Genomic DNA, 26912 nt, shown 5'->3' with positions numbered 1-26912 from the left:
GGTGCACGGATGCGCCGGACGTACGTGGCGCTCGCGGCAGCTCTCGTCCTGGGGCCGGCCGCGTGCGGCGGCGGAGGCTCGTACACCACCGTCGCGGACAAGATCAGGAACACCGGCCACGTCGTGGTCGGTACGAAGTGGGACCAGCCGAGCCTGGGCCTGAAGGCGGGCAAGGGCCCGCCGCAGGGGTTCGACGTGGACGTCGCCAGGTACATCGTCGACCACCTCTCCGGCGGGCGCGAGGTGGACATCACGTGGCGGGAGGCGCCGTCGTCGGCCCGGGAGGCGCTGCTCCAGAACGGTTCCGTGGACCTCATCGCGGCCTCCTACAGCATCACCGAGTCCCGCAAGCCCAAGGTGACCTTCGGCGGCCCGTACGTGATCGTCCGGCAGGACACGTTGGTCCGCGCCGACGACAACCGCATCAAGAACGTGACCGACCTGAAGGGCAAGCGGATCTGCCTGGCGGCGGGCTCCAACTCCTACCGCAGGATCGTCGGCTCGCCGCCCGACGGGATGCTCGCCCTGCCCGCCGAGCTGGTGCACGCGGCCGACTACTCCCACTGCGTCCGCATGCTCGAGGCCCACGAGCTCGACGCGGTGAGCACCGAGAACCTGGCGCTGGCGGGGTACGCCCAGCGGGAGCCGGGCCGGTTCAGGCTGCTGAACGACCCGATCTCGGTGGAGAAGTGGGGCATCGGGCTCAAGCACGGTGACGCCGCCACCTGCGAGGCCGTCAACAGGGCGATCGACGACATGTGGCGCGACGGCACGGCCACGCGGCTGTTGCGGAAGTGGTTCGGCAAGACAGGGGTCGAGCTGCCGGCGTCCCGGCCCGATCCGGAAGGGTGCCGCTCAACTGTGGGGACCGCCCCACACCGTGGCTGATCTTCCGGCAGGATGCGGGTATGCCTTTCTGGCCCTCCCCCATTTCGACCAGAGACGTGGCCGCCGCCGGCGTGCGCCCCGGCTGGCCCACGGCCCAGGACGGCCGGGTCTGGTGGACCGAGGACCGTCCCGGCGAGGGCGGGCGCACCACGATCATGTGCCGGGCGGCCGACGGCACCCTGCATGAGCTGCTGCGGGCTCCGTGGAGCGCGCGGACCCGGGTCCACGAGTACGGCGGCAGGCCGTACGCGGTGACTCCGGAGGGCGAGGTGGTCTTCTCCAACCTCAAAGACCAACGCCTGTACATTCTTCGCGATTACGGCGAACCGAAACCCCTTACGGAGGAGGGCTGCCGCTACGCGGACCCGGCGGTGCGCGACGGCGAGGTCTGGTGCGTACGCGAGTGCCACGACGAGGACGGGAAGGTCACCAGGGCGATCGTGTCGATCCCGCTGGACGGCGGCGAGATCCGCGTATGGGCCACCGGCTGCGACTTCTACGCCTCCCCCGCCGTCTCCCCCGACGGGCGGCATCTCGCCTATGTCTGCTGGAACCACCCGCGCATGCCCTGGGACGGCACCGAGCTGCGGGTCGCCTCGCTGGCGGGTGGAGGCTTCCGGACGGTGGCGGGCGGCCCGGCGGAGTCCGTGCTGGCGCCGTCCTGGAAGGACGACTCGACCCTCTACCTGATCTCCGACCGCTCCGGCTGGTGGAACCTCTACGAGAGCGGCCTGGACGGCGACGGGCTCCGGGCGCTGCACGCCGCCGAGGAGGAGTTCGCGCCGCCGCCGTGGCGGCTGGGCGGGCAGCCGTACACCCCGCTCGGCGACGGGCGGCTCGCGGTCCTGCACGGGCGCGGCGACCTGCGCCTGGGCGTGCTCGACCCGGCCTCCGGCACGCTCACCGACCTCGACGTGCCCTGCGACGGCTGGGACGCGGGGCTGAGCGCCGAGGGCACGTCCGTGGTGGGCGTCGGCTACGCGCCCACGCTCCCCCGGTCGGTCGTCAGCGTGGACACGGCCTCCGGCGAGAGCACCCGGCTCACGAGGGAGGCGGCGCGGCTGCCCGACCCGGCCTGCCTGCCCGTGCCGAGGGCCGTCGAGTCGCCGGTGCCGGCCTTCCTCTACCCCCCGTTCGGCCCGGCCACCGAGGGCGTGCCGCCCTTCGTGATCTTCGTCCACGGCGGGCCGACCGCACACGCCGAGACCGCACTCGACCTGGAGAAGGCGTTCCTGACCTCGCGCGGCATCGGCGTGCTCGACGTCAACTACGGCGGCTCCACCGGCTACGGCCGGGCTTACCGCGAGCGGCTCAAGGGGCAGTGGGGGCTGGTCGACGTGGCCGACACGATCGCCGCCGCCGAGTGGCTGGCCGCCGAGGGCCTGGCCGATCCCCGGCGGATCGCGGTGCGCGGCGGCAGCGCGGGCGGGTGGACCGTGATGGCGGCCTGCTGCCGGTCGGAGGTGTTCGCGGGCGGGGTCTCCTACTACGGCGTCAGCGCGCTCGCACCGCTCGCCGCGCACACCCACGACTTCGAGTCGCGTTACGTGGAGTGGCTGGTCGGGCCGGAGGACCCGCAGGTGTACGCGAGCCGGGAGCCGCTGGCCCTGGTCGACGGCGTGACCTGCCCCATGCTGCTCCTGCAGGGGCTCGACGACCCCGTGGTGCCGCCCGCGCAGTCGGAGGCGTTCGCCGACGCACTGTCGGAGCGTGGCGTTCCGTGCACGTATCTGGCGTTCGAGGGCGAGTCGCACGGCTTTCGCCGCATGGAGACGCGGGTGGCGGCGCTGGCCGCCGAGCTGGCCTTCTACCAGCAGATCTTCGGCTGATGTCGCGATTTATTCACGCAATTGACACTGAATCAACATTACTTAGCAGTCGCTAATTCTCATCGTTTATATAACCGCCTTTTCCCTGCCGCCGCGTCCAGCGTGACCATGCAATGTGGGGCGCGCTCCGCGGCCACGGCGCACGCCCCACTACGGCCAGCCATGCACGCCCCGCATCTCGGCACGAGGGAGGCCAGATGGCCAGCATGCGCCATTTCAGCATTGCCGTGGTGGTCACCGCAACTTTGTGCGTCACCGCCTGCCAGACCGACACCGGAGCGCGGAATTCCGCGCCGCCGTCCACCGCCGCCTCGGGCAGCCCGGTGTCCGGCGGCACGCTCCGGCTCGTGGGCAGCGGTGACGTCGATCATCTCGATCCCACCAGTTCCTACTACACGGTCACCAACGGCATCCTCCGCACGTACGCGCGGGGCCTGTTCGGGCTGAACGGGGTGCCCGCCGGGGCCGACACGACCAAGGGCTTCACGCTCGTCCCCGACGTGGCCGCGGAGATGCCCACGAAGGAGAACGGCGGGCTGAGCGCCGACGGGATCACGTACACGATCAAGCTGCGTGACGGCGTGCAGTGGGACACCCAGCCGCCGCGCGAGGTGACCGCGGGCGACTTCGTCCGCGGCTTCAAGCGGATCTGCAACCCGGTGGCCGGCTCCGGGGCGCCCGGGTACTACACCAGCACGATCAAGGGCATGCAGGCGTACTGCGACGCCTACGCCAAGGCGTTCACCAAGGCCAAGCCCACCGCGAAGGCGCTGGCGGACTTCCAGAACGGCCACGACATCGCGGGCGTGCAGGCCAAGGACGACAAGACGCTGGTCTTCACGCTGACCCAGCCCGCCAGCGACTTCCTCAACATCCTGTCGCTGAACTTCTCCGTGGCCGCGCCCGAGGAGTACGACCAGTACGTGCCGGACGACGCGACCTTCCGCCGGCACACGATCTCCAACGGCCCCTACAAGATCACCCAATACGTCGCCACCAAGTCGATCAGGCTGGAGCGCAACCCCGCCTGGAAGCAGGAGTCCGACCCGATCAGGCACCAGTACGTCGGCGCCATCGAGGTCAAGATGGGCGTCGCCGAGCCGGACGCCGTGCAGCAGCAGCTCGAGGCCGGCAGCGCCGACCTGTCGTGGGACCTGCCGGTGCCGACCGCGCAGATCCCGCGGCTCAAGAGCTCCGGCGACCCCAACTTCACGATCTTCCCCGGCGCGGTCAGCAACCCGTACATCGTCTTCAACCTGCAGAGCAAGAACGCCGACGGCGCCATGGGCAAGCTCAAGGTGCGCCAGGCCATCGAGTACGCGGTCAGCAAGGTCGCCATCGCCAAGGTCTACGGCGGCTCCGACGTGGCCACGGCGCTGCACACCGCGATCCCGCCGGGCAACATCGGCTACCAGGAGTACAACCCGTACCCGAGCCCCGGTGACGCGGGCGACCCCGCCAAGTGCAAGCAGATGCTCGCCGAGGCCGGATACCCGAACGGGCTGACCCTCATCGGCGCCTACCGCAACGCGGGCAACCACCCGGCCAACTTCCAGTCGTACGCGGCGGACCTGGAGAAGTGCGGCATCACGGTGAAGGGCCTGCCGGTCCGGCAGGGCGACTACTACGGCGCCTTCCTGCAGAACCCGTCCCTCGCCAAGGCCGGCAAGTGGGACATCTCCGCCCCCGGCTGGGTCCCCGACTGGTACGGCAACAACGGCCGCGCGGTCGTCCAGCCGCTGTTCGAGACCAACTGCAACCCCGGCACCAGCAACTACGGCTGCTACAGCAACCCCAAGGTGGACTCGCTGATCAAGCAGGCGCTGGCCCAGCAGGACCAGGCCAAGGCGGCCGCGCTGTGGCACGAGGTGGACACGACGGTCATGGCGGACGCGGTGATCGTGCCGCTCAACAACCAGAACACGCCGATCTACCACAGCAAGCGGGTGCACAACGCGCTCTACCTGCCGGCGTTCCAGCTCTACGACTTCACCAACCTCTGGCTCGACCCCAACACGCCGTGATGAGCCTGCTGGAGGTGACCGATCTCCACGTGTCCTTCCCCACGTCCGACGGCGTGGTGCAGGCCGTGCGAGGGCTGTCGTTCCGCGTCGAACGCGGCCGCACGCTGGCGATCGTCGGCGAGTCCGGCAGCGGCAAGACGGTGAGCACCCAGGCCATCCTGGGGCTCACCCCCGGGGCCGACATCTCCGGAACCGCCCTGTTCGACGGCGTCAACCTGCTCGACCTCGACGGCGAGCGGCTGCGCCGCATCCGCGGCGCCGAGATCAGCGTCGTCTTCCAGGACCCGCTGACCAGCCTGCACCCGCTCTACACGGTGGGCCGGCAGATCGAGGAGCTGATCAGGGTGCACCTGCCGGACACCTCGCGCGCCGAGGCCAGGAGGCGGACGGTGGAGCTGCTCGGGCTCGTCGGCATCCCGCGGCCGGAGCGCCGCGTGGACGACTACCCGCACCAGTTCTCCGGCGGCATGCGGCAGCGGGCCATGATCGCGATGTCGCTCGCGCTCAACCCGAAGCTCATCGTGGCCGACGAGCCGACCACGGCGCTCGACGCGACCGTGCAGGCGCAGATCCTGGAGCTGATCGCGCGGGTGCAGGCGGAGTTCGGGATCGCGCTCGTCCTCATCACGCACGATCTGGGCGTGGTGGCGGGCATGGCCGACGAGGTGCTGGTCATGTACGCCGGGCTCGCGGTCGAGCGGGCCGACCGGCGCACGCTCTACTACCGGCCGCACCACCCGTACACCAAGGGGCTGCTGGAGTCGATCCCGGGCAGCAGCGGCGACCGGGGCGGGCGGCTGCGGCCGATCCCCGGCTCGCCGCCCAGCCTGATCGCGATCCCGTCCGGGTGCGCGTTCCACCCGCGCTGCCCGTACGCGATGCCCGTCTGCCCGGCCGAGCGGCCGCCCCTGGCCGCCGTCACCGGTGGGGCGAACCACGCCTCGGCCTGCTGGCTGCCGCACGACGCGGTCGGGCTGGGGGCCGAGGCCGAGGCGCTGCGGCTCAAAGCGAAGGAGTCGTGATGTTGCTCGAGGTCTCCAACGTGGTCAAGCACTACCCCATCACCGCCGGCGCGCTCTTCAAGCACGTCGTCGGCCAGGTCAGAGCGGTCGACGGCGTCAGCTTCGACCTCGCGGCCGGCGAGACGCTGGGCCTGGTGGGCGAGACGGGCTGCGGCAAGTCCACGCTCGCGCGGTGCCTGGCCGGGCTGCATCCCGTCACGTCGGGCAGCGTGCGGTTCGACGGGACGGACATCACGAACCTGCCCCGCAGGCGCATGCGGCCCTACCGGCGTGACATCCAGGTCATCTTCCAGGACCCGTACGGCTCGCTGAACCCGCGCAGGCGCGTCGGGTCGATCATCGCCGACCCGCTCGTGATCCACCGGGTGATGAGCGGCGAGCAGCTGCGCAGGACCGTGCAGGAGCTGATGGAGCGGGTCGGGCTCAACCCCGAGCACTACAACCGGTTCCCCGCGGAGTTCTCCGGCGGGCAGCGGCAGCGGATCGGGGTGGCCAGGGCGCTCGCGCTGCGGCCCCGGCTGATCATCTGCGACGAGCCGGTGTCGGCGCTGGACGTGTCCATCCAGGCGCAGATCCTCAACCTGCTGAAGGACCTGCAGGTGGAGTACGGGCTGACGTACCTGTTCATCGCCCACGACCTGTCCGTGGTGCGGCACATCAGCGACCGGATCGCGGTCATGTACCTCGGCAAGATCGTCGAGCTGGGCGCCGCCGACCCGGTGTACGACCGGCCGCGCCACCCGTACACGAACGCGCTGCTGTCCGCGACCGCGGTGGCCGATCCGGACGAGGCGCAGCGGCGGCGGCGCGTCGTGCTGACCGGTGACGTGCCCTCGCCGATCGACCCGCCCTCCGGATGCCGCTTCCATCCCCGCTGCCCGCGGGCCCAGGACATCTGCTCCACCGAGGAGCCCCTGCTGGAGGGCACCGAGGGCACGGAGGGCACCGCGGCCTGCCACTTCCCCATGGAGGTGGTCGTATGACGCTGACCGAGATCAGGCCGGGGGCCGTCGGCGGCGGTCCCGTCGCCGGGCGCGGACCCTGGCAGCTGGCCTGGCGCCGGATCAGGACCGACAAGGTGGCCATGGTCTCCGGCGCGGTGGTCGTCCTGCTGTGCGCGCTGGCGCTGGCCGCGCCGCTCATCGCCGCCTGGACCGGCCACGGCCCCGACGAGCAGTTCCGCGACACCGGCATCACCGCCCAGGGGCTGCCGGTGCCCCCGAACGGCGAGTTCTGGTTCGGCACCGACCGGCTCGGACGCGACCTGTTCGTCAGGGTCCTGTACGGGGCCCGCGTCTCCCTGCTCGTCGGCGTGGTCGCCACCGGGATGGCGGCGCTGGTCGGGGTGGTGGTGGGGCTGCTGGCCGGCTACTACGGCGGCGCCGTCGACACCCTGCTGTCGCGGCTGATGGACGTGGTTCTGTCGTTCCCGTACCTGATCTTCGCCATCGCGGTGGTGTCCATCGCCGGGCCCTCCTTGACGGCCACGATCGGGGTGATCGCCTTCTACTCGTGGGCGGCCATCGCCCGCGTGGTGCGCGGGCAGACGCTGGCGCTGAAGGAACGCGAGTACGTCGAGGCCGCCCGTTCCATGGGGGCGGGCGACCTCCGGATCATGTTCGTGGACATCCTGCCGAACCTGCTGGCCCCCGTCATCGTTCTGACCACGCTGCTGGTGCCGGCGGCCATCGTGTTCGAGTCGACGCTGTCGTACCTGGGGCTGGGCATCGTGCCGCCCACCCCCTCGTGGGGCAACCTGCTGAGCGAGGCGCAGGGCTTCTACCGGGTGGCGTACTGGTATCTCGGGTTCCCCGCCGCCACGCTCCTGATCACCACGCTCGCGTTCAACCTGCTCGGCGACGGGATCAGGGACGCCATCGACCCGCGGATGGAGCGGCTGTTCAGCCGTCGCCGCCGCACGCGTAAGGGGGCGTGACGATGCGCGCTTTCCTGCTGCGCCGGGCCCTGCTCGGCCTGCTCGTCCTGTGGCTGGTGACGCTCGGGACGTTCCTGCTGTTCTACGTGGCGCCCAGCGACCCTGCGCGCACCCTGGCCGGGCGGCAGGCCACCCCCGAACAGGTGGAGCTGATCCGCCACAACCTCGGCCTCGACCGTCCCATCCTCACCCAATACCTCGACTACCTGGGCAAGCTGGTCCACGGCGACCTCGGCCAGTCGTACTTCTCCGGTGAATCGGTCGGCAAGCTCCTCGCGGCCGACTTCCCTCCGACCTTCTCGCTGGTGCTCGGCGGCGCGGTGCTCTGGTTCTCGCTGGGCGTGGGCGCGGGGGTGCTCAGCGCCACCCGGGTCCGCTCGCTGGTGGATCGCGGCCTGACGCTGCTGGCGCTGGCCGGGGTGTCCATGCCGACGTTCGTGGTCGGGCTGCTGCTGCTCTACTTCCTGTTCTTCCAGCTGACGATGGCGGGGGTGCCCGTCCTGCCGCCCGACTCGTACGTGCCGTTCTCGGAGAACCCCGCCGAATGGGCCCGCCACCTGATCCTGCCGTGGGTCACGCTGGCCACCGTCCAGGCGGCCTCGTACGCCCGGCTCACCCGAGGCTCCATGCTGGACGTGCTCGGCGAGGACTACATCCGCACGGCCCGCGCCAAGGGGGTGCCGGAACGGAGCGTCATCTACCGGCACGGCCTGCGCGCCGCGCTGACCCCGGTGGTGACACAGCTCGGCGTGGACGTGGGCACGCTGATCGGCGGGGTGGTGGTGACGGAGTCGGTCTTCGGCCTGGGAGGGGTGGGACAGGCGGTGGTGCAGGCGTTCATCAGCGGGGACCTGCCCGTGATCATGGGCGTGGTGACGCTGGCGACGACCGCCGTGGTGGTGGCGAACCTGCTGGTGGACGTGGCGTACGGGCTGCTCGACCCGCGCATCCGGCTCTCCTGAAACCCGGCCCCCGGCGGGCGCCCCCTTTTCGGCCACCGCCCGCCGGCCGGGCTTGATGAGTGGCTATCGGGCGAATTCGGTAGCCCTGGACTCCCGCACCACGGTGATACGGATCTGACCGGGATAGGTCAGCTCCTCCTCCACCTGCTTGGCCACGTCACGGGCGATCACCTGCGCCTGGATGTCGTCGATCGCGTCCGGCTTGACCATGACGCGGATCTCCCGGCCGGCCTGCATGGCGAAGACCTTCTCCACGCCCTCGTACGACTGCGCGATCTCCTCCAGCCGCTCCAGCCGCTTGACGTACGCCTCCAGGGACTCGCGGCGGGCGCCGGGACGGCTGCCGCTGATCGCGTCGGCGGCCTGGGTGAGCACCGCCTCCACCGTGCGGACCTCGACCTCGTTGTGGTGCGCCTCGATGGCGTGCACCACATCCTCCTCCTCGCCGTACCTGCGGGCGATCTCCGCACCGATCAGCGCGTGGCTGCCCTCGACCTCGTGCGTGAGCGCCTTGCCGATGTCGTGCAGCAGGGCGCAGCGCTTCATCAGCGCCTGGTTCATCTTCAGCTCGGCCGCCATGATCCCGGCGATGTGCGCGGACTCGATGAGGTGCTTCAGCACGTTCTGCCCGTACGACGTCCGGTAGCGCAGCTGCCCGAGCAGCAGCGTCAGCTCGGGATGCATGTCGGTGATCCCCAGCTCGACCAGCGCGTCCTCACCGGCCCGCGCGCACAGGTCCTGCACCTCCTGGCGGCTGCGGTCGTGCGCCTCCTCGATGCGCTGCGGATGGATCCGTCCGTCCAGCACCAGCTTCTCCAGCGTCAGCCGGGCCGTCTCCCGCCGCACCGGGTCGAAACAGGACAGCAGGACGGCCTCGGGCGTGTCGTCGATGATCAGGTTCACCCCGGTCGTCGACTCGAAGGCCCGGATGTTGCGCCCCTCCCGGCCGATGATCCGGCCCTTCATCTCATCCCCGGGCAGGTGCAGCACGCTGACGACCGACTCCGCCGTCTGCTCCGCCGCCAGCCGCTGCACGGCCAGCGTCACGATCTTCGTGGCCCGCTTCTCGCCCTCCTTGCGCGCCTGGCCCTCGATCTCCCTGACGATCAGCGCGGCCTCGCGCTTCGCCTGGTTCTCGATCTCCCGGACCAGCTCCGCCTTGGCCTGCTCGCCGGTCAGCCCCGCCACCCGCTCGAGGATGACCCGCCGCTCCTCCTCCACCCGGAGCAGCTCCTCGCGCCGGTCGGCCAGCTCCACCTCGGTCTCGGCCAGCTTCCTGCCACGCTCGGAGTGCCGCCTGGCCTCCTCGTCCAGCCGCTGCTCCCGCTCGGCCAGCCGGGCCTCCCGCCGCTCGAGGTCGGTCCGCAGCTCCTTGAGCTCGGACTTCAGGATCCGGCTCTCCTCCTCGACCTCCCGCCGCATCTGCGCGGCGCTCTCGGCGGCGGCCTCCGACCTGCGCAGGATCTCCTCGGCGTCGCTCTCCGCCTTGTGGCGGATCTCCCGCGCCTCCTCCCGCGCCTGCTCAAGCTCCTCGTGCACGGCCTGCACCTGCTCGGGGCTGGGCTTGGCCGCGCGTGGCACGCTGCCGCCCGAGGTGCGCCGCACGACGACGAGGAGCGCCACGATCATCCCGAACGCGAGCACGAGCACCGCCACCATCAGCACCACGACCAGCGGCCCCATGTGCGCCCCGCCCTCCTCGCGTCCTCGAACACCCCATAACGCGGCCACAAACGGGAGGGGTCACAAGCGCGCAGCGGATGGCCCGGCGGACGTCACGATCGATAGGCGGCCGATATGCGGCCAAGGCTGACCCGGCGTCGACTGCCAAAGCCGACACCTCGCCTGCCTCGATCGATCAACCTCGTTCGTCCGTCGTTCACCGGTATGGCAATCCGCACTGCGCGGAGTAACTCCTCACTGCCGTCGAGGTTATGCGTCGAACAGGTCACGAGCAAGCAAACGCGTCATCAAGCGTGTCTTACGGTCGCCTCCGTAAGAGGTGCCCGCGCCCGCGTCACACGAATGCCCGCGCCAAAAGAAGCCCTCACCCACGCCGCAGGACACCCGCATCCAGGCAAGCCCTCACGCCCTGCCTCGGGACATCGACATGCGGCTCAAGGCAGCTCTCACCCCCACGCCACAGGACATCCACATCCGAGGAAAGCCTCCAAGCACGCCATACGGATGCTCGTGCCAAGAAACGCCCCGCGCCCATGCCCCTGCAGGCGCTCCCCCAGCACAACCTCCAACCGACCACCACGCCACACAGCCGCTCCCGATCACGGGATGCCCCTCACCCACACGCAGCAGACGCTTCCGTCAACACACGCCTCCACCCACGCGACAGGCATCTCCGTCAGGGAAGGTCTTCCTCCACGTCGATGCCCTCCTCTTCGAGCGCCTCGCGGATGACGCGGAAGGCCAGCCCCGAGGAGTAACCCTTGCGCGCCAACATGCCCGCCAGCCGCCGCGTGCGCGTCTTCGGGTCGAGCTTGCGGGTGGAGGCGAGCTTGCGGTCCACCAGCCGCCGCGCCGTCTCCGCCTCCTGGTCCGGATCGAGCCGCTCCACCGCCTCCTTGACCGTGTCGGTGTCCACCCCGCGATGGCGAAGCTCGGCCGCCAGAGCGCGCTTGGCCAGGCCACGACCGTGGTGCCGGGAGTCGACCCAGGCGGCGGCGAACGCCTCGTCGTCGATCAGCCCCAGCTCGGAGAAGCGGCTGAGGACCGCTTCGGCTGCCTCCTCCGGCACGTCGCGCTTGCGGAGGGCTTCGGCGAGCTGGGCCCGCGTCTTCGGGGCCATGGTGAGCAGCCGCAGGCAGATGGCCCGGGCCACCGACTCCGGATCAGCCTCACGCCCACCCCCGGCAGCCCTCTCCCGCCTTCGCCCAGCCCCGGCAACGCCCTCACGCCCCCGCCCAGCCTCGGATTCGGCACCACCATCGCCATGCGGCGCCCAGAAAGCCCCCTCGTCGCCTCGCCCGGACCCGCCGGCGCCATCACCCCACGGCGCCCCAGCAGAGCCCTCACCGCCACCCCACCAGGATCCCGCAGGACCATCGGCGTCTGGATCAGCTCCGGCGCCCAGCCCTTCGGAGGCCCTTCCCCGGTTTCGCGCGTTCTTGCCGGACCGCCGGCTGGAGCGGCCCGAGCCCCGTCCTCTGCCTGCCCGCTTCTGACCGGCCCCTCCGTCGTCCGGCTGCTCCTCCGCGAACCAACTGCTGCCGGCCAGCACTTCGGAGTGCCACCCGGCACCTCCGTAGTCGGTTGCGCCGGATCGGCGATCAGCCGTCCGGGAAGGGGAATCCCCCACGCCCGGCTCGCGATCCGCCATACCGGATCGAACACCCTCTTCCCCCAGACTCGCCGTACCGGATGGAAGGCCCTCCACCTCCGAGTCGAAGCCCGCCGCACCATGCCGGCGATCCGCCCCATCGGAAAGATCCACCGCACCGTGCCGACGATCCGCCTCACCGGGAGGAGGACCGGAAGGAGGGTCGGACACCTCGAAAGCCACTGCCCCGGATGGAGATTCTGCTATCTCGGATCCAGGGTCCGCCGCGGCAGGTCGAGGGCCGGTTGTGTCCGGTCGAGGGGCGGTTGTGTCGGGTTGGGGGTCGGTGGGTGAGGTGGAGGGGCGCTGGCGGGCGCGTTGGTCGCGCCACTCGTCGACCGATGGCCAGCCGTCCGCCGCCGAGCGCGCCAGATCACGGCCCCGCCACGGGGCCCGGGAGGAGGAGTCAGGCCGGGCACCCCCAGGTAGGGGCGCCTGTGGCCGGTCTGGGTCGCTCATGGGAGGGACGCGATCGCTCATGGGACGGACGATCAGACGTCACCCGGCTTGGGAGTGGACTTGGAGCCACGACCGGAAGACGCGCCGGCCGGGGCCTTGGCAGGGGTGGCCGGGGCCGGGGCGGCTTCGGCGGGCGCGTCGAGGCGGGGGCCCACGCCGAGCTTGTCCTTGATCTTCTTCTCGATCTCGTTGGCCATGTCGGGGTGGTTCTTCAGGAAGTTGCGGGCGTTCTCCTTGCCCTGGCCGAGCTGGTCGCCCTCGTACGTGTACCACGCGCCGGACTTGCGCACGAAGCCGTGCTCCACACCCATGTCGATGAGGCCGCCCTCGCGGGAGATGCCCACGCCGTAGAGGATGTCGAAGTCGGCGACGCGGAAGGGCGGGGCCATCTTGTTCTTCACGACCTTGACCCTGGTGCGGTTGCCGACCGCCTCCGTGCCGTCCTTGAGGGTCTCGATGCGGCGGATGTCCATCCGGACCGAGGCGTAGAACTTGAGCGCCTTGCCGCCCGTCGTCGTCTCGGGGCTGCCGAACATGACGCCGATCTTCTCGCGGAGCTGGTTGATGAAGATGGCGGTGGTGCCCGTGCTGTTGAGCGCGCCGGCGATCTTGCGCAGCGCCTGGGACATGAGCCGGGCCTGGAGGCCGACGTGGCTGTCGCCCATCTCGCCCTCGATCTCGGCCTTGGGCACCAGCGCGGCCACCGAGTCGATGACGATGATGTCGACGGCGCCGGACCTGATCAGCATGTCGGCGATCTCCAGCGCCTGCTCGCCGGTGTCGGGCTGGGACACCAGCAGGGCGTCGGTGTCGACCCCGAGCTTCTTGGCGTATTCGGGGTCGAGGGCGTGCTCGGCGTCGACGAAGGCCGCGATGCCGCCGGCCCGCTGGGCGTTGGCCACCGCGTGCAGGGCGATCGTGGTCTTACCCGACGACTCCGGGCCGTAGATCTCGACGATGCGGCCACGCGGCATGCCACCGATGCCGAGAGCCACGTCGAGGGAGATCGACCCTGTGGGGATCACCTCGATGGGTGCTCGAGCTTCGTCGCCCAGGCGCATCACTGAGCCCTTGCCGAACTGACGCTCGATCTGAGCGAGGGCGGTCTCGAGGGCCTTCTCGCGGTCGTTGATAGCCATGGGAGCTCCCCCTGGAGGGTCGTGGTCCGATCAGTCGAGTGAAAGCTACGGCCTGCCACCGACATTTTCTGCGACTGCCGGGGAAGAGGTGGCCCGGCGAAGTCAATGGTAGCCGAACGGCTGTTCGATCACAGCAGGAACACGCAGGTCGCCATCATTTCGGCCGCCTGCCCTGTGACCTCGGGCGGCCGGAGGCCCAGGTGGCCGCGCGCCCGCCGCATGGCGACGAACCGAAGCTCGATCGGAGATGTAGCCAGTCCTGGCGTTCAGCCGATGCCAGCCTAGGTGTTCGCCAACGCCCGTCCAGACACTCCCTTGCCGCCCGCCCTGGAACTCCCCCGAAGTTCGGGACTGCGCCTCCTGACGTTCGGAGCCGCGCCTCCTGCGTTCGGGGTCGGCGCCTCCTCGCCCCAGGCCACCACCTCGGCCATCCGCGCCCCGGCGTTCGGGCCGACATTCGAGTCAGCGTTCAAGCGGATGTTCGGACCGGCATTCAAGCCGACGCTCGGGCCGGCGTTCGGATCAGCGTTCAGGCGGGCGCTCGGGCCGACGTTCCAGGCGGGCGCTCGGGCCGACGTTCAAGCCGGTGCTCGGGTCGGTGCTCGGGCTGACGTTCAGGCCGGCGTTCGGGCCGCCTTCACGCCGACCTGGCGGCCCACGTCGTCCGCCTCGGCGGCGGCCAGCACCACGTCCAGGAGTCCGGGGAAGCGCTCCTGCACCTCCTCGCGGCGCAGCACCACGAAGCACCGGGTGCCCTCCTGGCGCGTACGGGTGAGCCCCGCGTCGCGCAGCACCCGCAAGTGGTGGCTGAGCGTCGACTTGGCCACCGGAGCGCGCAGTTCTCCCCAGCCGCGTTCATGCCCGTCGGCCAGTACGCGTACCAGCCCGACCCGGATGGGATCGCTGAGCGCGGCCATCACCTCCGTCAGGGTGATATCGCCAAGCTGGGGGTGATGCGCCCGTCTCATCCCCCCATGCTAACTTATTCGATGTTTGCCGAACATCGAATGAAAGAGTCTGCCGTGACCGACCATCCCGCCAGCCTTGAGGGCAAGACCGTGATCATGACCGGAGCAGGCTCCGGGATCGGCCGCGCCGGAGCGCTGGCCCTCGCCCGCGCAGGGGCGCACGTGCTCGGCGTGGGCCGTCGCGGCGACGCGCTGCGGGACACCGCCGCGCAGCACCCCGGCATCGCCGTACTGACCGCCGACATCACCGCCGACGGCGCGCCCCGAAAGGTCGTCGAAGCGGCGGTCGAACGGTGGGGGCGCCTAGACGTCCTCGTCAACAACGCCGGCGCCACCGCGATGATGCCGCTGGCCGAGACCGACGCCCGGCGCATCGCCGACCTGCTCGCCCTCAACGTCACCGCGCCCAGCCTGCTCGCCCACGCCGCCCTGCCGCACCTGACCGCGAGCCGGGGCACGATCGTGAACATCTCCTCCGTCTTCGGCCACCGGCCGCTGCCCGGCGCGGCACACTACGCCGCGTCCAAGGCCGCCCTGGAGCAGCTGACCCGCAGCTGGGCGCTGGAGCTGGCCGCCGACGGCATCCGGGTCAACGCCCTCGCCCCCGGGCCGACCGAGAGCCAGGCGCTCCACGCCTCCGGCCTGCCCCACGCCGTGGTCGAGGAGATCAAACGGGACGAGGCCGACCGCATCCCGCTCGGCCGCCGCGGCACTCCCGAGGAGGTTGCCGCGTGGATCCTGCATTTGGCCGACCCCGCCGCCACCTGGATCACCGGCCAGGTCATCACCGTCGACGGCGGCCTGGAGCTCGTCTGAGCCGGACGGTACGGAACTCGTACGTGCCTGAAAAAGGATTCCGCTCCGCGAGGAACACTCTGGAAGCACCCCTGACGTGCTGCCGGACCGGCACCGCGATGCGGCCTGGATGATGTTGGCCACCAACGTGTTGTCCACCCGATGAGCTGGGGAGACTCACTTCAGGGCGAGGTTGGGAGGCGGCGAGTGGCGAATGGCTACACCAGTGAACGACGCAGCCGTCTTGAGGCGCTCGCCGAGTTGCTCCCTCATCACGGGCTGGTCAGCCGCATGGTGGGCAACCACGAGCCGGTGCTGTGGGTCTGGCACCCGCGCACCGGCCGCCAGACGATGATCTTCGCCATTCCGTCGCACCGCGGATGGACGTACCTGTGGTCGCCGGGCGGCCAGAGCGACGCCGACCAGCCGGAGCTGGCGGCGGCGGCGCTCCGGGAGATCCTGGAGAAGCCGCAGACCTAGCGCAGCCTGGGCGCGACGTCCTCCACCTGGCAGACGGCGCGCCAGACGGTCTTGGCGCTCTCTCCGTCGGCGAGCGCCTGCACGACGGTGCGCCCGCCGAGCGGCGCGAGTACGTAGTCGCGCGCCCACGACTCGGCGTACGTCTCACCGAAATGTGCGTTCATCCGTCTCCAGAACTCCGTCAGGCGCATGACATCAAGTATGGATACGGCCGCGACGTGGGTAAGACATCCCCATGCCAAAGACCCCCAAGTCTTCACCCCCGAAGACAGCCAAGATCAAGGCCAACCGCGCCAGGCGCCGCCGGCTGCTGCACACGCTGCGTCTCGCCGTACAGAAGGAGAAGGCCGAGCGGGTGGAACGGCACGCCGGCATCAGGCAGGCGCCACGTGCGGGCAGGCCCCGCACGCGCCGCCCGTCCCGACGCTAGGGCGCGCGCCGGACCGCGGTCACAACACGCGCGAGCCGTACATCTCACCGAGATGGTCGGCGAGCAGCTCCAGCCGGGCGCCGTCGGGGTCCTTGAAGTAAATGGAGGCGCCGCTCTCTATCTGGTGCGGCACGCCGGCCATCTCCAGCTTCCCGCGCAGCCGCTCCCAGGTGGCGGGGTCGACGGAGATCGCGATGTGGTGCAGCCCGCCCAGCACCTCTTGGTACGGGCCGAGGTCGAGCCCGGGGAAGTCGAAGAACGCGAGCAGGTTGCCGTTTCCGATGTCGAAGAAGAAGTGGTTGGATCCTTTGTAGTCGCGGTTCTCCATGATCTCGGTGAGCGGGAACTCCAGGAGTTCCTGGTAGAACTTGATGGTGCGTTCGACGTCCGACGAGAGCAGGGCCATGTGGTGCAGGCCGCGCGCGCTGCTCGAGGGCCGGTGCGCTAAGACGTAACGCCGCCGGATCTCCGCACGGCGGGCTTCGATGGCCGCGTAATCAATGGTCACGGTCGCTGTATGTCCGCAGGGGCCCTGGCTCAACCGCCCGCCGCGGCCCGAATGCGATTTCTGTCGGTGGCGCGAGGCACTATGGGCTGGTGAGCTCGATGGACCAGTTCAGCCAGGTGACCAGGGAATGGTTCGCCGGCGCCTTCCTGGCGCCCACGGCCGCCCAGGAGGGGGCGTGGGAGTCGATCTCGCGCGGCGACAACACCCTGGTCGTCGCGCCCACCGGGTCCGGCAAGACGCTGGCGGCGTTCCTGTGGTCGCTCGACCGGCTCGCGTCCGAGAAGGCCGGGGAGATCGGGGAGCCCGGGGGACCCGGCGTGGCCGGGAATCCGGCGGCGGTCACGGGTGCCGGCCCGGCAGGGAAGCCGGAGGCGGTCAGCGGCACCGGGAAGGCAGGGAAGCCGGAGGCGGTCAGGCGCGCCGGCAAGGCGGGAGCGGCCGGCAAGGCGAAAACCGCCGGGAAGGCAACGACCGCGCAGGCGAGGGCCACCGGGCAGGGCAAGGCAGGCCGGAATGGCGAGGAAGGCGGGGAGGGCGAGCCGCGTAAGGGCACGCGGGTGCTCTACGTGTCGCCGCTGAAGGCGCTGGCCGTGGACGTCGAGCGCAACCTCCGCGCCCCGCTGGCGGGGCTCAGGCAGACGGCGCGCAGGCTGGGGCTGCCGGTGCCGGAGATCTCGGTGGCGATCCGGTCGGGCGACACCCCGTCCGAGGACCGCAGGCGATACGCGACCAGGCCGTCCGACATCCTCATCACCACGCCGGAGTCGCTGTTCCTGCTGCTCACCAGCCAGGCGCGCGAGGCGTTGCGCGGCGTCGAGACGGTGATCGTGGACGAGGTGCACGCGGTCGCGGCCACCAAGCGCGGCGCCCATCTGGCGCTCACCCTGGAGCGGCTCGACGCGCTGCTCGACCGGCCCGCGCAGCGGATCGGGCTGTCGGCGACCGTGCGGCCGGTGAGCGAGGTCGCGGCGTTCCTCGGCGGCACGCGACCGGCCACCGTCGTGCAGCCGCCGTCGGAGAAGCGCATCGAGGTCGAGGTCGTCGTCCCCGTCGAGGACATGACCGAGATGGACGGCCGCCCGCAGCCGGACGGCGAGGGCGATTTCGCCCCGGAGCCGGCCAACCGGTCGATCTGGCCTCATGTGGAGGAGCGGCTGTTCGACCTGATCGGGGCGCACAGCTCGACGATCGTCTTCGCCAACTCGCGGCGGCTGGCCGAGCGGCTGTGCACGCGGCTCAACGAGCTGGCGTACGAGCGGGAGCGCGGCGTCGAGAGCATCGACCTGTCGATCTGGGAGACGCCCCCTCCTGGAGAGACGCACGGCATGCCGGGCACGCGAGGCCTGGAGGACGGCTCGGGGCGGGAGCCCGTCAGGCGGATGCCCGCCGACATGATGGCCCAGGCCGGGGCGAGCAAGGGCGTCGTGACGGAGATCGTCCGCGCGCACCACGGCTCGGTCTCCAAGGAGGAGCGGGCGCAGATCGAGGAGGCGCTCAAGTCCGGCCGGCTGCCTGCCGTGGTGGCCACCTCCAGCCTTGAGCTGGGCATCGACATGGGCGCGGTCGACCTGGTCGCGTGCGTGGAGGCGCCGCCGAGCGTGGCCAGCGGGCTGCAGCGCATCGGCCGGGCGGGGCACCAGGTCGGCGCGGTGTCCAAGGGTGTGATCTTCCCAAAATACCGGGGCGACCTCGTACAGACGGCTGTGGTTGCCGAGCGGATGAAGAGCGGCGAGATCGAGGAGCTGCGCTACCCGCGTAATCCGCTCGACGTGCTGGCGCAGCAGATCGTGGCCATGACGGCGATGGACGAGTGGACGGTCGACGAGCTGGAGGCGGTCGTCAAGCGGGCCGCCCCCTACGCCACGCTGCCCAGGAGCGCGCTGGAGGCCACGCTCGACATGCTGGCCGGGCGCTATCCGAGCGAGGAGTTCGCCGAGCTGCGCCCGCGCGTCGTGTGGGACCGCGTCACCGGCGTGCTCCAGGGCCGCCCGGGGGCGCAGCGGCTGGCGGTCACCAACGGCGGCACGATCCCCGACCGCGGGCTGTTCGGCGTGTTCCTGGTGGGCGAGAAGGCCTCCAGGGTGGGCGAGCTCGACGAGGAGATGGTCTACGAGTCGCGCGTGGGCGATGTGTTCGTGCTGGGGGCGACGTCCTGGCGGATCGAGGACATCACGGCCGACCGGGTGCTGGTCTCGCCCGCGCCCGGCCAGCCGGGCAAGCTGCCGTTCTGGCACGGCGACGCGCCGGGGCGGCCGGCCGAGCTGGGCAGGGCGATCGGGGAGTTCCTCCGCGAGCAGGCCAAGCAGGGCTCGACCGAGCGCATCCGCGCGGCCGGGTTCGACGAGTACGCCTCGGAGAACCTCCTCGCCTACCTCCACGAGCAGCGCGAGGCCACCGGCTACGTCCCCGACGACCGCACCCTCCTGGTCGAACGGTTCCACGACGAGCTCGGTGACTGGCGGGTGGTCATCCACTCCCCCTACGGCGCGCGCGTGCACGCCCCGTGGGCGCTGGCGATCAACCGGCGGCTGCGCGAGCGCTACGGCATCGACGTCCAGGCCGTCCACTCCGACGACGGCATCGTGCTGCGCATCCCCGACACGCTCGCCGAGCCGCCCACCGACGTGGCGGCGTTCGACGCGGAGGAGATCGAGCAGATCGTCACCGAGGAGCTGGGCGGGTCGGCCATGTTCGCCTCCCGGTTCAGGGAGTGCGCGGGGCGGGCGCTGCTGCTGCCGCGCCGCACGCCCGGCCGGCGCAGCCCCCTGTGGCAGCAGCGCCAGCGCGCCGCCCACCTGCTGGGGGTGGCCTCGCAGTACGCCTCGTTCCCGATCGTGCTGGAGACCATGCGCGAGTGCCTGCAGGACGTCTTCGACGTGCCGGGGCTCGTGCGGCTCATGCGCGACATCGCCGCGCGCCGCGTCCGGCTGGTCGAGGTGGAGACCTCGCAGGCCTCGCCGTTCGCGACCTCGCTGCTGTTCCACTACGTCGGCGCGTTCATGTACGAAGGCGACGCGCCCCTGGCCGAGCGGCGCGCCCAGGCCCTGGCGCTCGACACCACGCTGCTGGCCGAGCTGCTCGGCCAGGCCGACCTGCGCGAGCTGCTCGACCCCGACGTGATCTCCGACGCCGAGCGCGAGCTGGCCAGGCTCGACCGTCCCCTGCGCGACCTGGAGGACCTCGCCGACCTGCTGCGCTCGCACGGGCCGCTGCTCGCGCCCGACGTGAGCGTGCGCGGCGGCGACCCGTCCTGGCTCGACCAGCTCGAACGGTCCCGCCGCGCGATCAGGGTACGCGTCGCGGGCGAGGAGCAGTGGGCCGCGATCGAGGACACCGCGCGCATGCGTGACGCGCTGGGCGTGCCGCCACCCGTCGGGGTGCCGCACGTGTTCCTCGAGCCGGTGGCCGATCCGCTGGCCGACCTGGTGGCACGGCACGCCCGTACGCGCGGGCCGTTCCACGCCGCCACGGCGGCCGCCCGGTTCGGGCTCGGCGTGGCCGTGGTGACGGACGCGCTGCGGCGGCTGGCCGCGTCGGGGCGGGTCGTCAGCGGGGAGTTCCGGCCCGGCGGGCGGGGTGAGGAGTGGTGCGACGCCGGGGTGCTGCGGATGTTGCGCCGCAGGTCGCTGGCGAGGCTGCGCAAGGAGGTCGAGCCGGTCGCCCCCGAGACCCTCGCCCGGTTCCTGCCCGCCTGGCACGGCATCACCGGGTCGAGCGTGGCGGGCCCCGGCTCCACGGGTTCTTCCGGCGGGGCGGCCAGGGCCATGGACGCGCTGGTCCGCTCCATCGAACAACTCCAGGGCGCCGCCGTGCCCGCGTCCGCGCTGGAGACGCTGGTGCTGCCCTCGCGGGTGCCCGGCTACCACCCGGCACTGCTCGACGAGCTGACCTCGTCGGGTGAGGTGATCTGGGCGGGCCAGGGGTCGCTGCCGGGCGGCGACGGGTGGGTGTCGCTCTACTACGCCGACACCGCGCCGCTGCTGCTGCCGGACCCCGCGGAGATCACGATGACGCCTCTGCACGAGCGGGTGCTGGAGCTGCTGGGCGGGGGCGGCGCGCTGTTCTTCCGCGGCATCTCCGACCAGCTCTCCTCCCTCGACGACACCACGCTCGCCGCGGCGCTGTGGGACCTGGTGTGGGCGGGGCGCGTCTCCGGCGACACGCTGGCCCCGCTGCGGGCCACTCTCGGCACCGGCCGTCCCGCGCACCGGCCCGCCACCACGCGCAGGCGGCGGGCCGTGCTGCCGAGCAGGAGCGGGCCGCCCACCGTCGGCGGCCGGTGGTGGCTGCTGCCGGCGCCCGCCTCCGACACGACGCAGCGCGCCCACGCGCAGGCCGAGGTGCTGCTCGAACGGCACGGGGTGGTGACCAGGGGCGCGGTGACCTCCGAACGGCTGCCCGGCGGGTTCACGCCGGTTTACCAGGTTCTGCGGGCGTACGAGGAGAGCGGGCGGTGCCGGCGGGGCTACTTCGTCGAGGGCCTGGGCGGCGCGCAGTTCGCGCTGCCGGGGGCGGTCGACCGGATGCGCGCCATGGCACCCGGCATCGCACCGACCACCCGTCCAGGTGATCAACCGGCCGGGGGCGCCTGGACACCCATCGGTCCGGGCGACACGCCTCCCGGCGGCGCGCTCCCGGGTGACCCGTTCTCGGGCGAAGCGTTCTCGGGTGGCGCGTTCGCGAGCGACGTGAGCGCGGATGCTGCGGGTGCGGGGCCAGGCGGTGTGGGCGGGGATGCTGCGGGTGCAGGTGTGGGGGCAGGCGGCGTGGGCGGTGGCCCGCGTGCCGGCATGACGGGTGCGGGGCCGGGCGGGGGCCGGGGCTTCCGTGGCGCGGCCGGTGGTGGCGGGTCCGGGGGTGGCAGGTCCGGGGGTGGCGGGCTCGCGGGTGGCGGGCAGCGCGCGGTGGTGCTGGCCGCCGCCGATCCGGCCAGTCCGTACGGCGCGGCGCTGCCCTGGCCACAGCACCCAGGCGACCTCGGCCACAAGCCGGGCAGGAAGGCCGGCTCGCTGGTCGTGCTGGTGGAGGGCCATCTGGTGCTCTACGTGGAGCGGGGCGGCAAGACGCTGCTGTCGTTCGCCGATGACGAAAGGTTGCAGCCCGCCGTGGACGCGCTCGCCCTGGCCGTACGGGACGGCGCACTCGGCAAGCTGACCGTGGAGCGGGCCGACGGCGCCTCCATCACCGACTCACCGCTGGCGGCGGCCCTGGAGGCGGCCGGCTTCCACCCCACCCCCAGAGGCCTGCGCCTGCGCGCCTGACCCGCGGCTTGCACGCCCGTCCGCATGTCCGCACGACACGCGGCATGCACGGATCACCCGGTATTCGCGGCCCGCCCGCGCGCTAATCGTCGTTCCCGGGTCGGCTCATGACATGAGGGGTGAAGTGAGAACCCCTCTCTTCAGAACGAAGTAACGCTCAAGAGGAATACGGACCTGACCGGGTGCTGACAAGGCCAGCACAACTGCGCAGCCCTGGGTTCGGAAGGATTCCGCCAGAATGCGGTGGTGACTGTGACGGCGGCAGACTATGCCTGGTTCCACGATCGTTTCCCTGGCTTGTGGGAGGCATACTGCCTGACCCTGATCCAGGGTCTGCGTCCGCAGGATGTCGTGACCCGGCTCCATGCCCGGACCGAGGACTTCCAGCCGATGCCCTTCGGGGACATGGAGAGCGCCGCCTACTCCGGTCCAGGACCGTACGGTGGCTGGCCCGGCTATTTCCTCGGCGCCGCCGCCTTGGCGGACTGGTGTCTCGTCGTCGAACCTGGTGGCGCCATGGGGGTAAATCAGGACCTCATCAGACCGCTGTCGCAAGGCACGCGGTTGGTGTCGCATTCCAACAACAACGCCAACGCGACCGGCTACTTCTATTGGCTGGAAGACGGTGAGATCCGCCTCGGATTCGAACCCCTTTTTCCCACCATGCGATTCGGCAGCGACCCGGATGGATCGGTCATGGCCATGCGTCGGGCGGGATTTGATCTGGGTGACGGCGACCGGTTCGGCACGGCGGCAAGCGAGGCGGCTCGCGCCGGGACCGCTTTCGCGCTGGCCGAGCATTTGACCGGGGTCAAGCTGACGGCTCATCTTCTGGAGACGTCGGTCTATCTGTGCGCGGTCGCTCCCGGTACCAGGAGTAGCAGCCCATAGGGTCACGAAGACCGATGTTCTGTGGGTGCGCTCCACCCGAACGACCCTGCCGGCTCCCCCGGGCCGGCGGTGCGGAAGGAGTTCGTCCGAGTTGAAGGGGCTTTCCAAAATCTGAATAGCGTTTAAAGTCCTGAACGTGCCGTCAGAGTCCCGCACCTTCATCGAGGAGGCGCGAAGAAGCCAGATCATCGCCTGCGCCATCGAGGTGCTCGCCGACCACGGGTACGCGCACGCCACAATGGCCAGGATCGCCAGGCAGGCGAAGATCAGCGCCGGCGCGATCTCGTACCACTTCGGCGGCAAGAACCAGCTCATCGAGGCGGTCGTGGCAGAGGTCGCCAGGCTGGCCACCGACATGATGGTGCCCCGCATCCTCGCCCAGCCCACCGCCACGCTGGCCCTGCGCGCCTATCTCGAGAGCAACCTCGACTTCATGCGCCTGCACCGCAAGCCGCTGCTCGCCCTGGTGGAGGTCATCACCCACATGCCGGGCGAGGAGGGCGGCCCGGGGCCGTACGCGGAGCAGGCGGAGGTCGCCATCACCGACCTGGAGAAGGTGCTCGACTGGGGCCAGAGGTCCGGCGAGTTCCGCGACTTCGACAAGCGGACCATGGCGGTCACCATCCGGGGGGCCGTGGACGCCGTGCCGGCGCGCATGCTCAACGAGCCCGGCCTCGATCTCGATCTGCTCGCCCAGGAGCTCGTCACCACCTTCACCCTCGCCACCAGGAGACAGCCATGACAGCGGCCTTGGAGATCAGCGGCCTGGCCAAGACGTTCGGCGACAAGGTCGCCGTCGATCATGTGGACCTCGTCGTCCCGCAGGGCTCGTTCTACGGCCTGGTCGGGCAGAACGGCGCGGGCAAGACGACCACGCTGTCCATGGCGGTCGGCCTGCTGCGGCCCGACAGCGGCACGGCGCGGATCTTCGGCGACGACGTGTGGGCGGCCCCGGCGCGGGCCAAGCAGCTGGTGGGCGTGCTGCCTGACGGGCTGGCCATGCCGGAGCGGCTGACCGGGCGTGAGGTGCTCACCTACCTGGGCCTGCTCAGGGGGCTCGCGAAGGAGGTGGTGGCGGAGCGGGCCGATGAGCTGCTCGCGGTGCTGGAGCTGGACGACGCGGAGAAGACGCTCGTGATCGAGTACTCGACGGGCATGCGCAAGAAGATCGGGCTGGCGACGGCGCTGCTGCACGGGCCGCGGCTGCTGGTGCTGGACGAGCCGTTCGAGGCGGTGGATCCGGTGTCGGCGGCGACGATCAAGACGATCCTGCGCGGGTTCGTGGCGGGCGGCGGCTCGATCGTGCTGTCGAGCCACGTGATGGCGCTGGTCGAGCAGCTCTGCGACCACGTGGGCGTGATCGACAGGGGCCGGGTGGCGGCGGCGGGCCCGATCGACGAGGTACGCGGGGCGGCCACGCTGGAGGACAGGTTCGTGGAGCTGGTGGGTGCGGACTCCGGCGACGCCAAGGGGCTGTCATGGCTGTAGCGATGACCCTGGTCAGGATGAAGATCGCGATCCTGCGCCACTCCACCAAGGGGCAGCGCGGGGGCATGATGGCCTCGGGCGGCGTGCTCGGGCTGCTGCTCGCGGCCGGCACGATCTATCTGGCCTTCCTCGGGGGCGACTGGCTCGCCGCCGCCTACGCGGTGTGGATGCTCGGCTGGATCATCGGCCCGGTCTTCTCCGGCGGCGGCGACGAGACGCTGCGCCCGGAGTTCTTCGCGCCGCTGGGGCTGCCCGCGCCGAGGCTGGCGTCAGGGCTGCTGGTGTCGGCGTTCGTGGGCGTGGCGCCGGTGATCAGCCTGATCGCGCTGGCGGGGCTCCTCTTCGCGGCCACGCCGGGGAACGTGCTGGTGGCGGTGCCCGCGATGGTGCTGCAGCTGGCGGTTTTCGTGCTGCTGTCGAAGGTCGCGGTGGCGGTGCTGGGCATCGCGCTGCGCTCCCGGGTGGGGGCGATCGGCGCGGGGGTGATCAACGGCGCGGTGCTGGCGTTCCTGGGCCAGGCGTGGGTGTTCGCGGTGGCGTTCGGGCAGGGCGGGCAGATTCCGTCTTTCGTCCGCTATCTGCCGTCGGGGTGGGGGCTGCTCGCCGTCCAGGGCGACTATCTGGCGCTGCTCGCGATGGCGGTCCTGATCGTCCTGCTGCTCGCGGCGTGGGCGGCGCTGCTGACCCGGCGGACGGGCGCGAACCGGCCCTCGACGCGCGGCCGCCGCCCGATGCGGGCCGCGACGGCGCGGGAGGCGGTGGTGGCCAAGGAGCTGCGTACGTGGTCGCGCGACCTGGTGCGCACCCATCAGCTCACGTTCGCGCTGGCCTACGGGGTGTTCTTCGCCGCCGCGCCGCTCGCGCTCGGCTGGACGGGCATGCTGCCGTGGGCCGCGCCGATCTTCATCGTCATGGCCGCCGCGATGACCTCCAACTCGTACGGCACCGACGGCACCGCGCTCTGGCTGACGCTGATGACGCCCGGCGCATCGGACGTGCGCGGCAGGCAGCGCGCCTGGCTGGTGACGGTGGGCCCGGTGGCGGTGCTGCTCGCCGTCGCGTTCACGCTGGTCACGGACGGTCCGTGGGCGCTGATCTTAGCGAGCGTGACGGCGCTGCTGGGAGGCGCGGCCGGGCTGGTGCCGCTCATCTCGGTGTACGCGCTGGTTCCGGGCACGGATCCGCAGCGGCGCGGCGGCAACCCGTTGCGCACCAGCGAGGACGACGGAGCCCTGACGGGCCTGGCGTACCTGATGATGGCGCTCGTGGCGCTGTCGGGCGCGCCCGCCCTCGTCGCGGCCCTGCTGTACGGCTGGTGGGGCGTCGTGGCGGGAGCGGCGACGGGCGCGCTGTGCTACTGGGGGTTCGGCCTGCTGGCGGAGCGGCGGCTGGCGGCGCAGGGCCCCGAGCTCCTGCACATGATGCGCACCGGGCGCCGGCCGCAGCGCGGCGGCATGGCGTTCAAGCTGCCCGACCTGCCGAAGGCGCAGCGGACGATCGTGATGATCTGCTGGTCGTTCGGCGCGATCCCGCTGATCCCGCAGGGCATCGTGGCCGCCGCCTTCCTGGCGAACGACCGGCTGCGGATGTCGTGGTTCCTGGCCACGTACATGCCGCCCGGGCTGCGCTGGCCGACGGCCGCGCTCATGATCCTCATCGGCCTGACCATGTACGGCGTGGGACTGTGGATCCCCTACCGCGCCAAGAAGCGGCCACCTGTATACGATTAGTCGCCTTATGAGCGATTTGACGCTGGGCGCGACTCACCGGACCTTACGCGACGAAGTCACCAACGAGCTGCGGCGCCGCATCCTGTCCGGCGAGCTGCCCCCGGGCGAGCGGCTGGTGGAGGACCGGCTGGCCGCCTCGCTCGGCGTCTCGCGCAACCCCGTTCGCGAGTCCATCCGCGTGCTGGCCACCGAGGGCTTCGTCGAGGTCGTGCCCAGGCTGGGCGCCACGGTCTCGCGGCTGTCGGCCGAGGAGGGCGAGGAGCTCTTCGACGTGCGCATGGCGGTCGAGGGCCTGGCGGCCCGGCTGGCGGCGCGCAAGCGCACCGCAGCGTCGGCCGCGCGGCTGCGCCAGGTCCTCGATCACGCCAGGCAGGCGGTGGACGAGGGGCGTCTTGAGGAGGTGGCCGACCTCAACACCGCCTTCCACCTGGCCGTGGTGGAGGCCGCGGGCAACTCGTACCTGAGCCTGATGATGAAGCCCATGCTGCTGCGCGCCCAGTGGGTCTTCAGCCGGACCGCCGCCGCACGCGGGCCGCACTCCTGGTCGGAGCACGTGAGCCTGTGCGAGGCGATCGCGGCGGGCGACGAGGACGAGGCCCAGGCCAGAGCCGTCGCGCACGTGGCCGCCGCCCGGCGGTCCTTCCTCACGGCGGTACGCAGGGCAAAAGCCCCGAACGATTAGAAAACGCTCAGATAACAACATTGCGCTACGAAACACCGGTGACATGTCAGGTCTTGTATACAGTCTCCTAAACGTTCCAACGGAGG

General features: G+C 71.2%; 22 protein-coding genes. 16 read left to right on the top strand and 6 right to left on the bottom strand.

Annotation, left to right across the window (positions count from 1 at the left end):
* Positions 1 to 9 precede the first annotated feature (9 nt).
* The 7 genes from FH608_RS09305 to FH608_RS09275 all read left to right on the top strand — a co-directional run bounded on the left by FH608_RS09305 (position 10) and on the right by FH608_RS09275 (position 8661).
* Positions 10 to 888 carry a transporter substrate-binding domain-containing protein gene (locus FH608_RS09305; RefSeq protein ID WP_139630021.1) on the top strand — a complete coding sequence of 293 codons (879 nt, stop codon included), beginning with the start codon at positions 10 to 12 and terminating at the stop codon, positions 886 to 888.
* 20 nt (positions 889 to 908) lie between these two features.
* Positions 909 to 2717, top strand: a complete 1809-nt coding sequence (locus FH608_RS09300; RefSeq protein WP_139630020.1) for a prolyl oligopeptidase family serine peptidase — start codon at positions 909 to 911, stop codon at positions 2715 to 2717.
* A gap of 197 nt (positions 2718 to 2914) precedes the next feature.
* Positions 2915 to 4741 carry an ABC transporter substrate-binding protein gene (locus FH608_RS09295; protein ID WP_226899213.1) on the top strand — a complete coding sequence of 609 codons (1827 nt, stop codon included), beginning with the start codon at positions 2915 to 2917 and terminating at the stop codon, positions 4739 to 4741.
* Positions 4741 to 5763, top strand: coding sequence for an ABC transporter ATP-binding protein (locus FH608_RS09290; RefSeq protein ID WP_139630019.1), 1023 nt, complete (start codon positions 4741 to 4743; stop codon positions 5761 to 5763). Before FH608_RS09295 ends, FH608_RS09290 begins: the two co-directional genes overlap by 1 nt.
* Positions 5763 to 6746, top strand: coding sequence for an ABC transporter ATP-binding protein (locus FH608_RS09285; protein WP_139630018.1), 984 nt, complete (start codon positions 5763 to 5765; stop codon positions 6744 to 6746). Before FH608_RS09290 ends, FH608_RS09285 begins: the two co-directional genes overlap by 1 nt.
* Complete coding sequence (locus FH608_RS09280) at positions 6743 to 7699, top strand: ABC transporter permease (protein WP_139630017.1); 957 nt, start codon at positions 6743 to 6745, stop codon at positions 7697 to 7699. Before FH608_RS09285 ends, FH608_RS09280 begins: the two co-directional genes overlap by 4 nt.
* A 2-nt stretch (positions 7700 to 7701) precedes the next feature.
* Positions 7702 to 8661 carry an ABC transporter permease gene (locus FH608_RS09275; protein WP_139630404.1) on the top strand — a complete coding sequence of 320 codons (960 nt, stop codon included), beginning with the start codon at positions 7702 to 7704 and terminating at the stop codon, positions 8659 to 8661.
* A 63-nt stretch (positions 8662 to 8724) separates the two neighbouring features.
* Here FH608_RS09275 and rny read toward each other — a convergent pair whose 3' ends face one another.
* From rny to FH608_RS09255, 4 genes are all read right to left on the bottom strand, one after another.
* A complete protein-coding gene (gene rny / locus FH608_RS09270; protein ID WP_139630016.1) occupies positions 8725 to 10344 on the bottom strand; it encodes a ribonuclease Y in 1620 nt (539 codons plus the stop codon).
* Between the two features lie 676 nt (positions 10345 to 11020).
* Entirely contained in the window at positions 11021 to 11497 is a 477-nt protein-coding gene (gene recX, locus FH608_RS52520; RefSeq protein WP_226899211.1) for a recombination regulator RecX, read from the bottom strand.
* A gap of 989 nt (positions 11498 to 12486) precedes the next feature.
* Positions 12487 to 13593: a recombinase RecA gene (gene recA, locus FH608_RS09260; protein ID WP_139630014.1), complete on the bottom strand. Its 1107-nt coding sequence runs from the start codon at positions 13591 to 13593 to the stop codon at positions 12487 to 12489.
* Between the two features lie 614 nt (positions 13594 to 14207).
* Entirely contained in the window at positions 14208 to 14561 is a 354-nt protein-coding gene (locus FH608_RS09255) for an ArsR/SmtB family transcription factor (protein ID WP_139630013.1), read from the bottom strand.
* Between the two features lie 54 nt (positions 14562 to 14615).
* On the opposite strand from FH608_RS09255, the gene FH608_RS09250 reads away from it, so the two are divergent.
* Together FH608_RS09250 and FH608_RS09245 are read left to right on the top strand one after the other, a co-directional pair.
* Positions 14616 to 15377 (top strand): SDR family NAD(P)-dependent oxidoreductase, encoded by a 762-nt coding sequence (locus tag FH608_RS09250; RefSeq protein WP_226899209.1) that lies wholly within the window; start codon positions 14616 to 14618, stop codon positions 15375 to 15377.
* 186 nt (positions 15378 to 15563) lie between these two features.
* Positions 15564 to 15836, top strand: a complete 273-nt coding sequence (locus FH608_RS09245) for a hypothetical protein (protein WP_139630011.1) — start codon at positions 15564 to 15566, stop codon at positions 15834 to 15836.
* Here the strand turns inward: FH608_RS09245 and FH608_RS09240 are convergent.
* Positions 15833 to 16027, bottom strand: a complete 195-nt coding sequence (locus FH608_RS09240; RefSeq protein ID WP_139630010.1) for a DUF3046 domain-containing protein — start codon at positions 16025 to 16027, stop codon at positions 15833 to 15835. The genes FH608_RS09245 and FH608_RS09240 overlap by 4 nt on opposite strands.
* 44 nt (positions 16028 to 16071) lie before the next feature.
* Here FH608_RS09240 and FH608_RS09235 point away from each other — a divergent pair, with 44 nt between their 5' ends.
* On the top strand, positions 16072 to 16266 hold the full coding sequence (locus FH608_RS09235) for a hypothetical protein (RefSeq protein ID WP_139630009.1): 195 nt from the start codon (positions 16072 to 16074) through the stop codon (positions 16264 to 16266).
* Positions 16267 to 16285: 19 nt separating this feature from the next.
* On the opposite strand, the gene FH608_RS09230 is transcribed toward FH608_RS09235, so the two are convergent.
* Positions 16286 to 16774: a VOC family protein gene (locus FH608_RS09230; RefSeq protein WP_139630008.1), complete on the bottom strand. Its 489-nt coding sequence runs from the start codon at positions 16772 to 16774 to the stop codon at positions 16286 to 16288.
* Positions 16775 to 16872: 98 nt separating this feature from the next.
* Here FH608_RS09230 and FH608_RS09225 point away from each other — a divergent pair, with 98 nt between their 5' ends.
* The 6 genes from FH608_RS09225 to FH608_RS09200 all read left to right on the top strand — a co-directional run bounded on the left by FH608_RS09225 (position 16873) and on the right by FH608_RS09200 (position 26826).
* Positions 16873 to 22035 carry an ATP-dependent helicase gene (locus FH608_RS09225; RefSeq protein WP_139630403.1) on the top strand — a complete coding sequence of 1721 codons (5163 nt, stop codon included), beginning with the start codon at positions 16873 to 16875 and terminating at the stop codon, positions 22033 to 22035.
* 246 nt (positions 22036 to 22281) lie between these two features.
* Positions 22282 to 22926 carry a DUF6461 domain-containing protein gene (locus tag FH608_RS09220; protein WP_139630007.1) on the top strand — a complete coding sequence of 215 codons (645 nt, stop codon included), beginning with the start codon at positions 22282 to 22284 and terminating at the stop codon, positions 22924 to 22926.
* Between the two features lie 136 nt (positions 22927 to 23062).
* A complete protein-coding gene (locus FH608_RS09215; protein ID WP_193318321.1) occupies positions 23063 to 23668 on the top strand; it encodes a TetR/AcrR family transcriptional regulator in 606 nt (201 codons plus the stop codon).
* Complete coding sequence (locus tag FH608_RS09210; protein ID WP_139630005.1) at positions 23665 to 24414, top strand: ABC transporter ATP-binding protein; 750 nt, start codon at positions 23665 to 23667, stop codon at positions 24412 to 24414. The genes FH608_RS09215 and FH608_RS09210 overlap by 4 nt, the downstream gene beginning before the upstream one ends.
* Positions 24405 to 26144: a hypothetical protein gene (locus FH608_RS09205; protein ID WP_139630004.1), complete on the top strand. Its 1740-nt coding sequence runs from the start codon at positions 24405 to 24407 to the stop codon at positions 26142 to 26144. The genes FH608_RS09210 and FH608_RS09205 overlap by 10 nt, the downstream gene beginning before the upstream one ends.
* 7 nt (positions 26145 to 26151) lie before the next feature.
* A complete protein-coding gene (locus FH608_RS09200; RefSeq protein WP_139630003.1) occupies positions 26152 to 26826 on the top strand; it encodes a GntR family transcriptional regulator in 675 nt (224 codons plus the stop codon).
* Positions 26827 to 26912 lie beyond the last annotated feature (86 nt).

The sequence above is a fragment of the Nonomuraea phyllanthi genome (assembly GCF_006334985.2).
Lineage (GTDB): Bacteria > Actinomycetota > Actinomycetes > Streptosporangiales > Streptosporangiaceae > Nonomuraea > Nonomuraea phyllanthi.
This window is presented reverse-complemented; position numbering and strand designations above follow the sequence as displayed.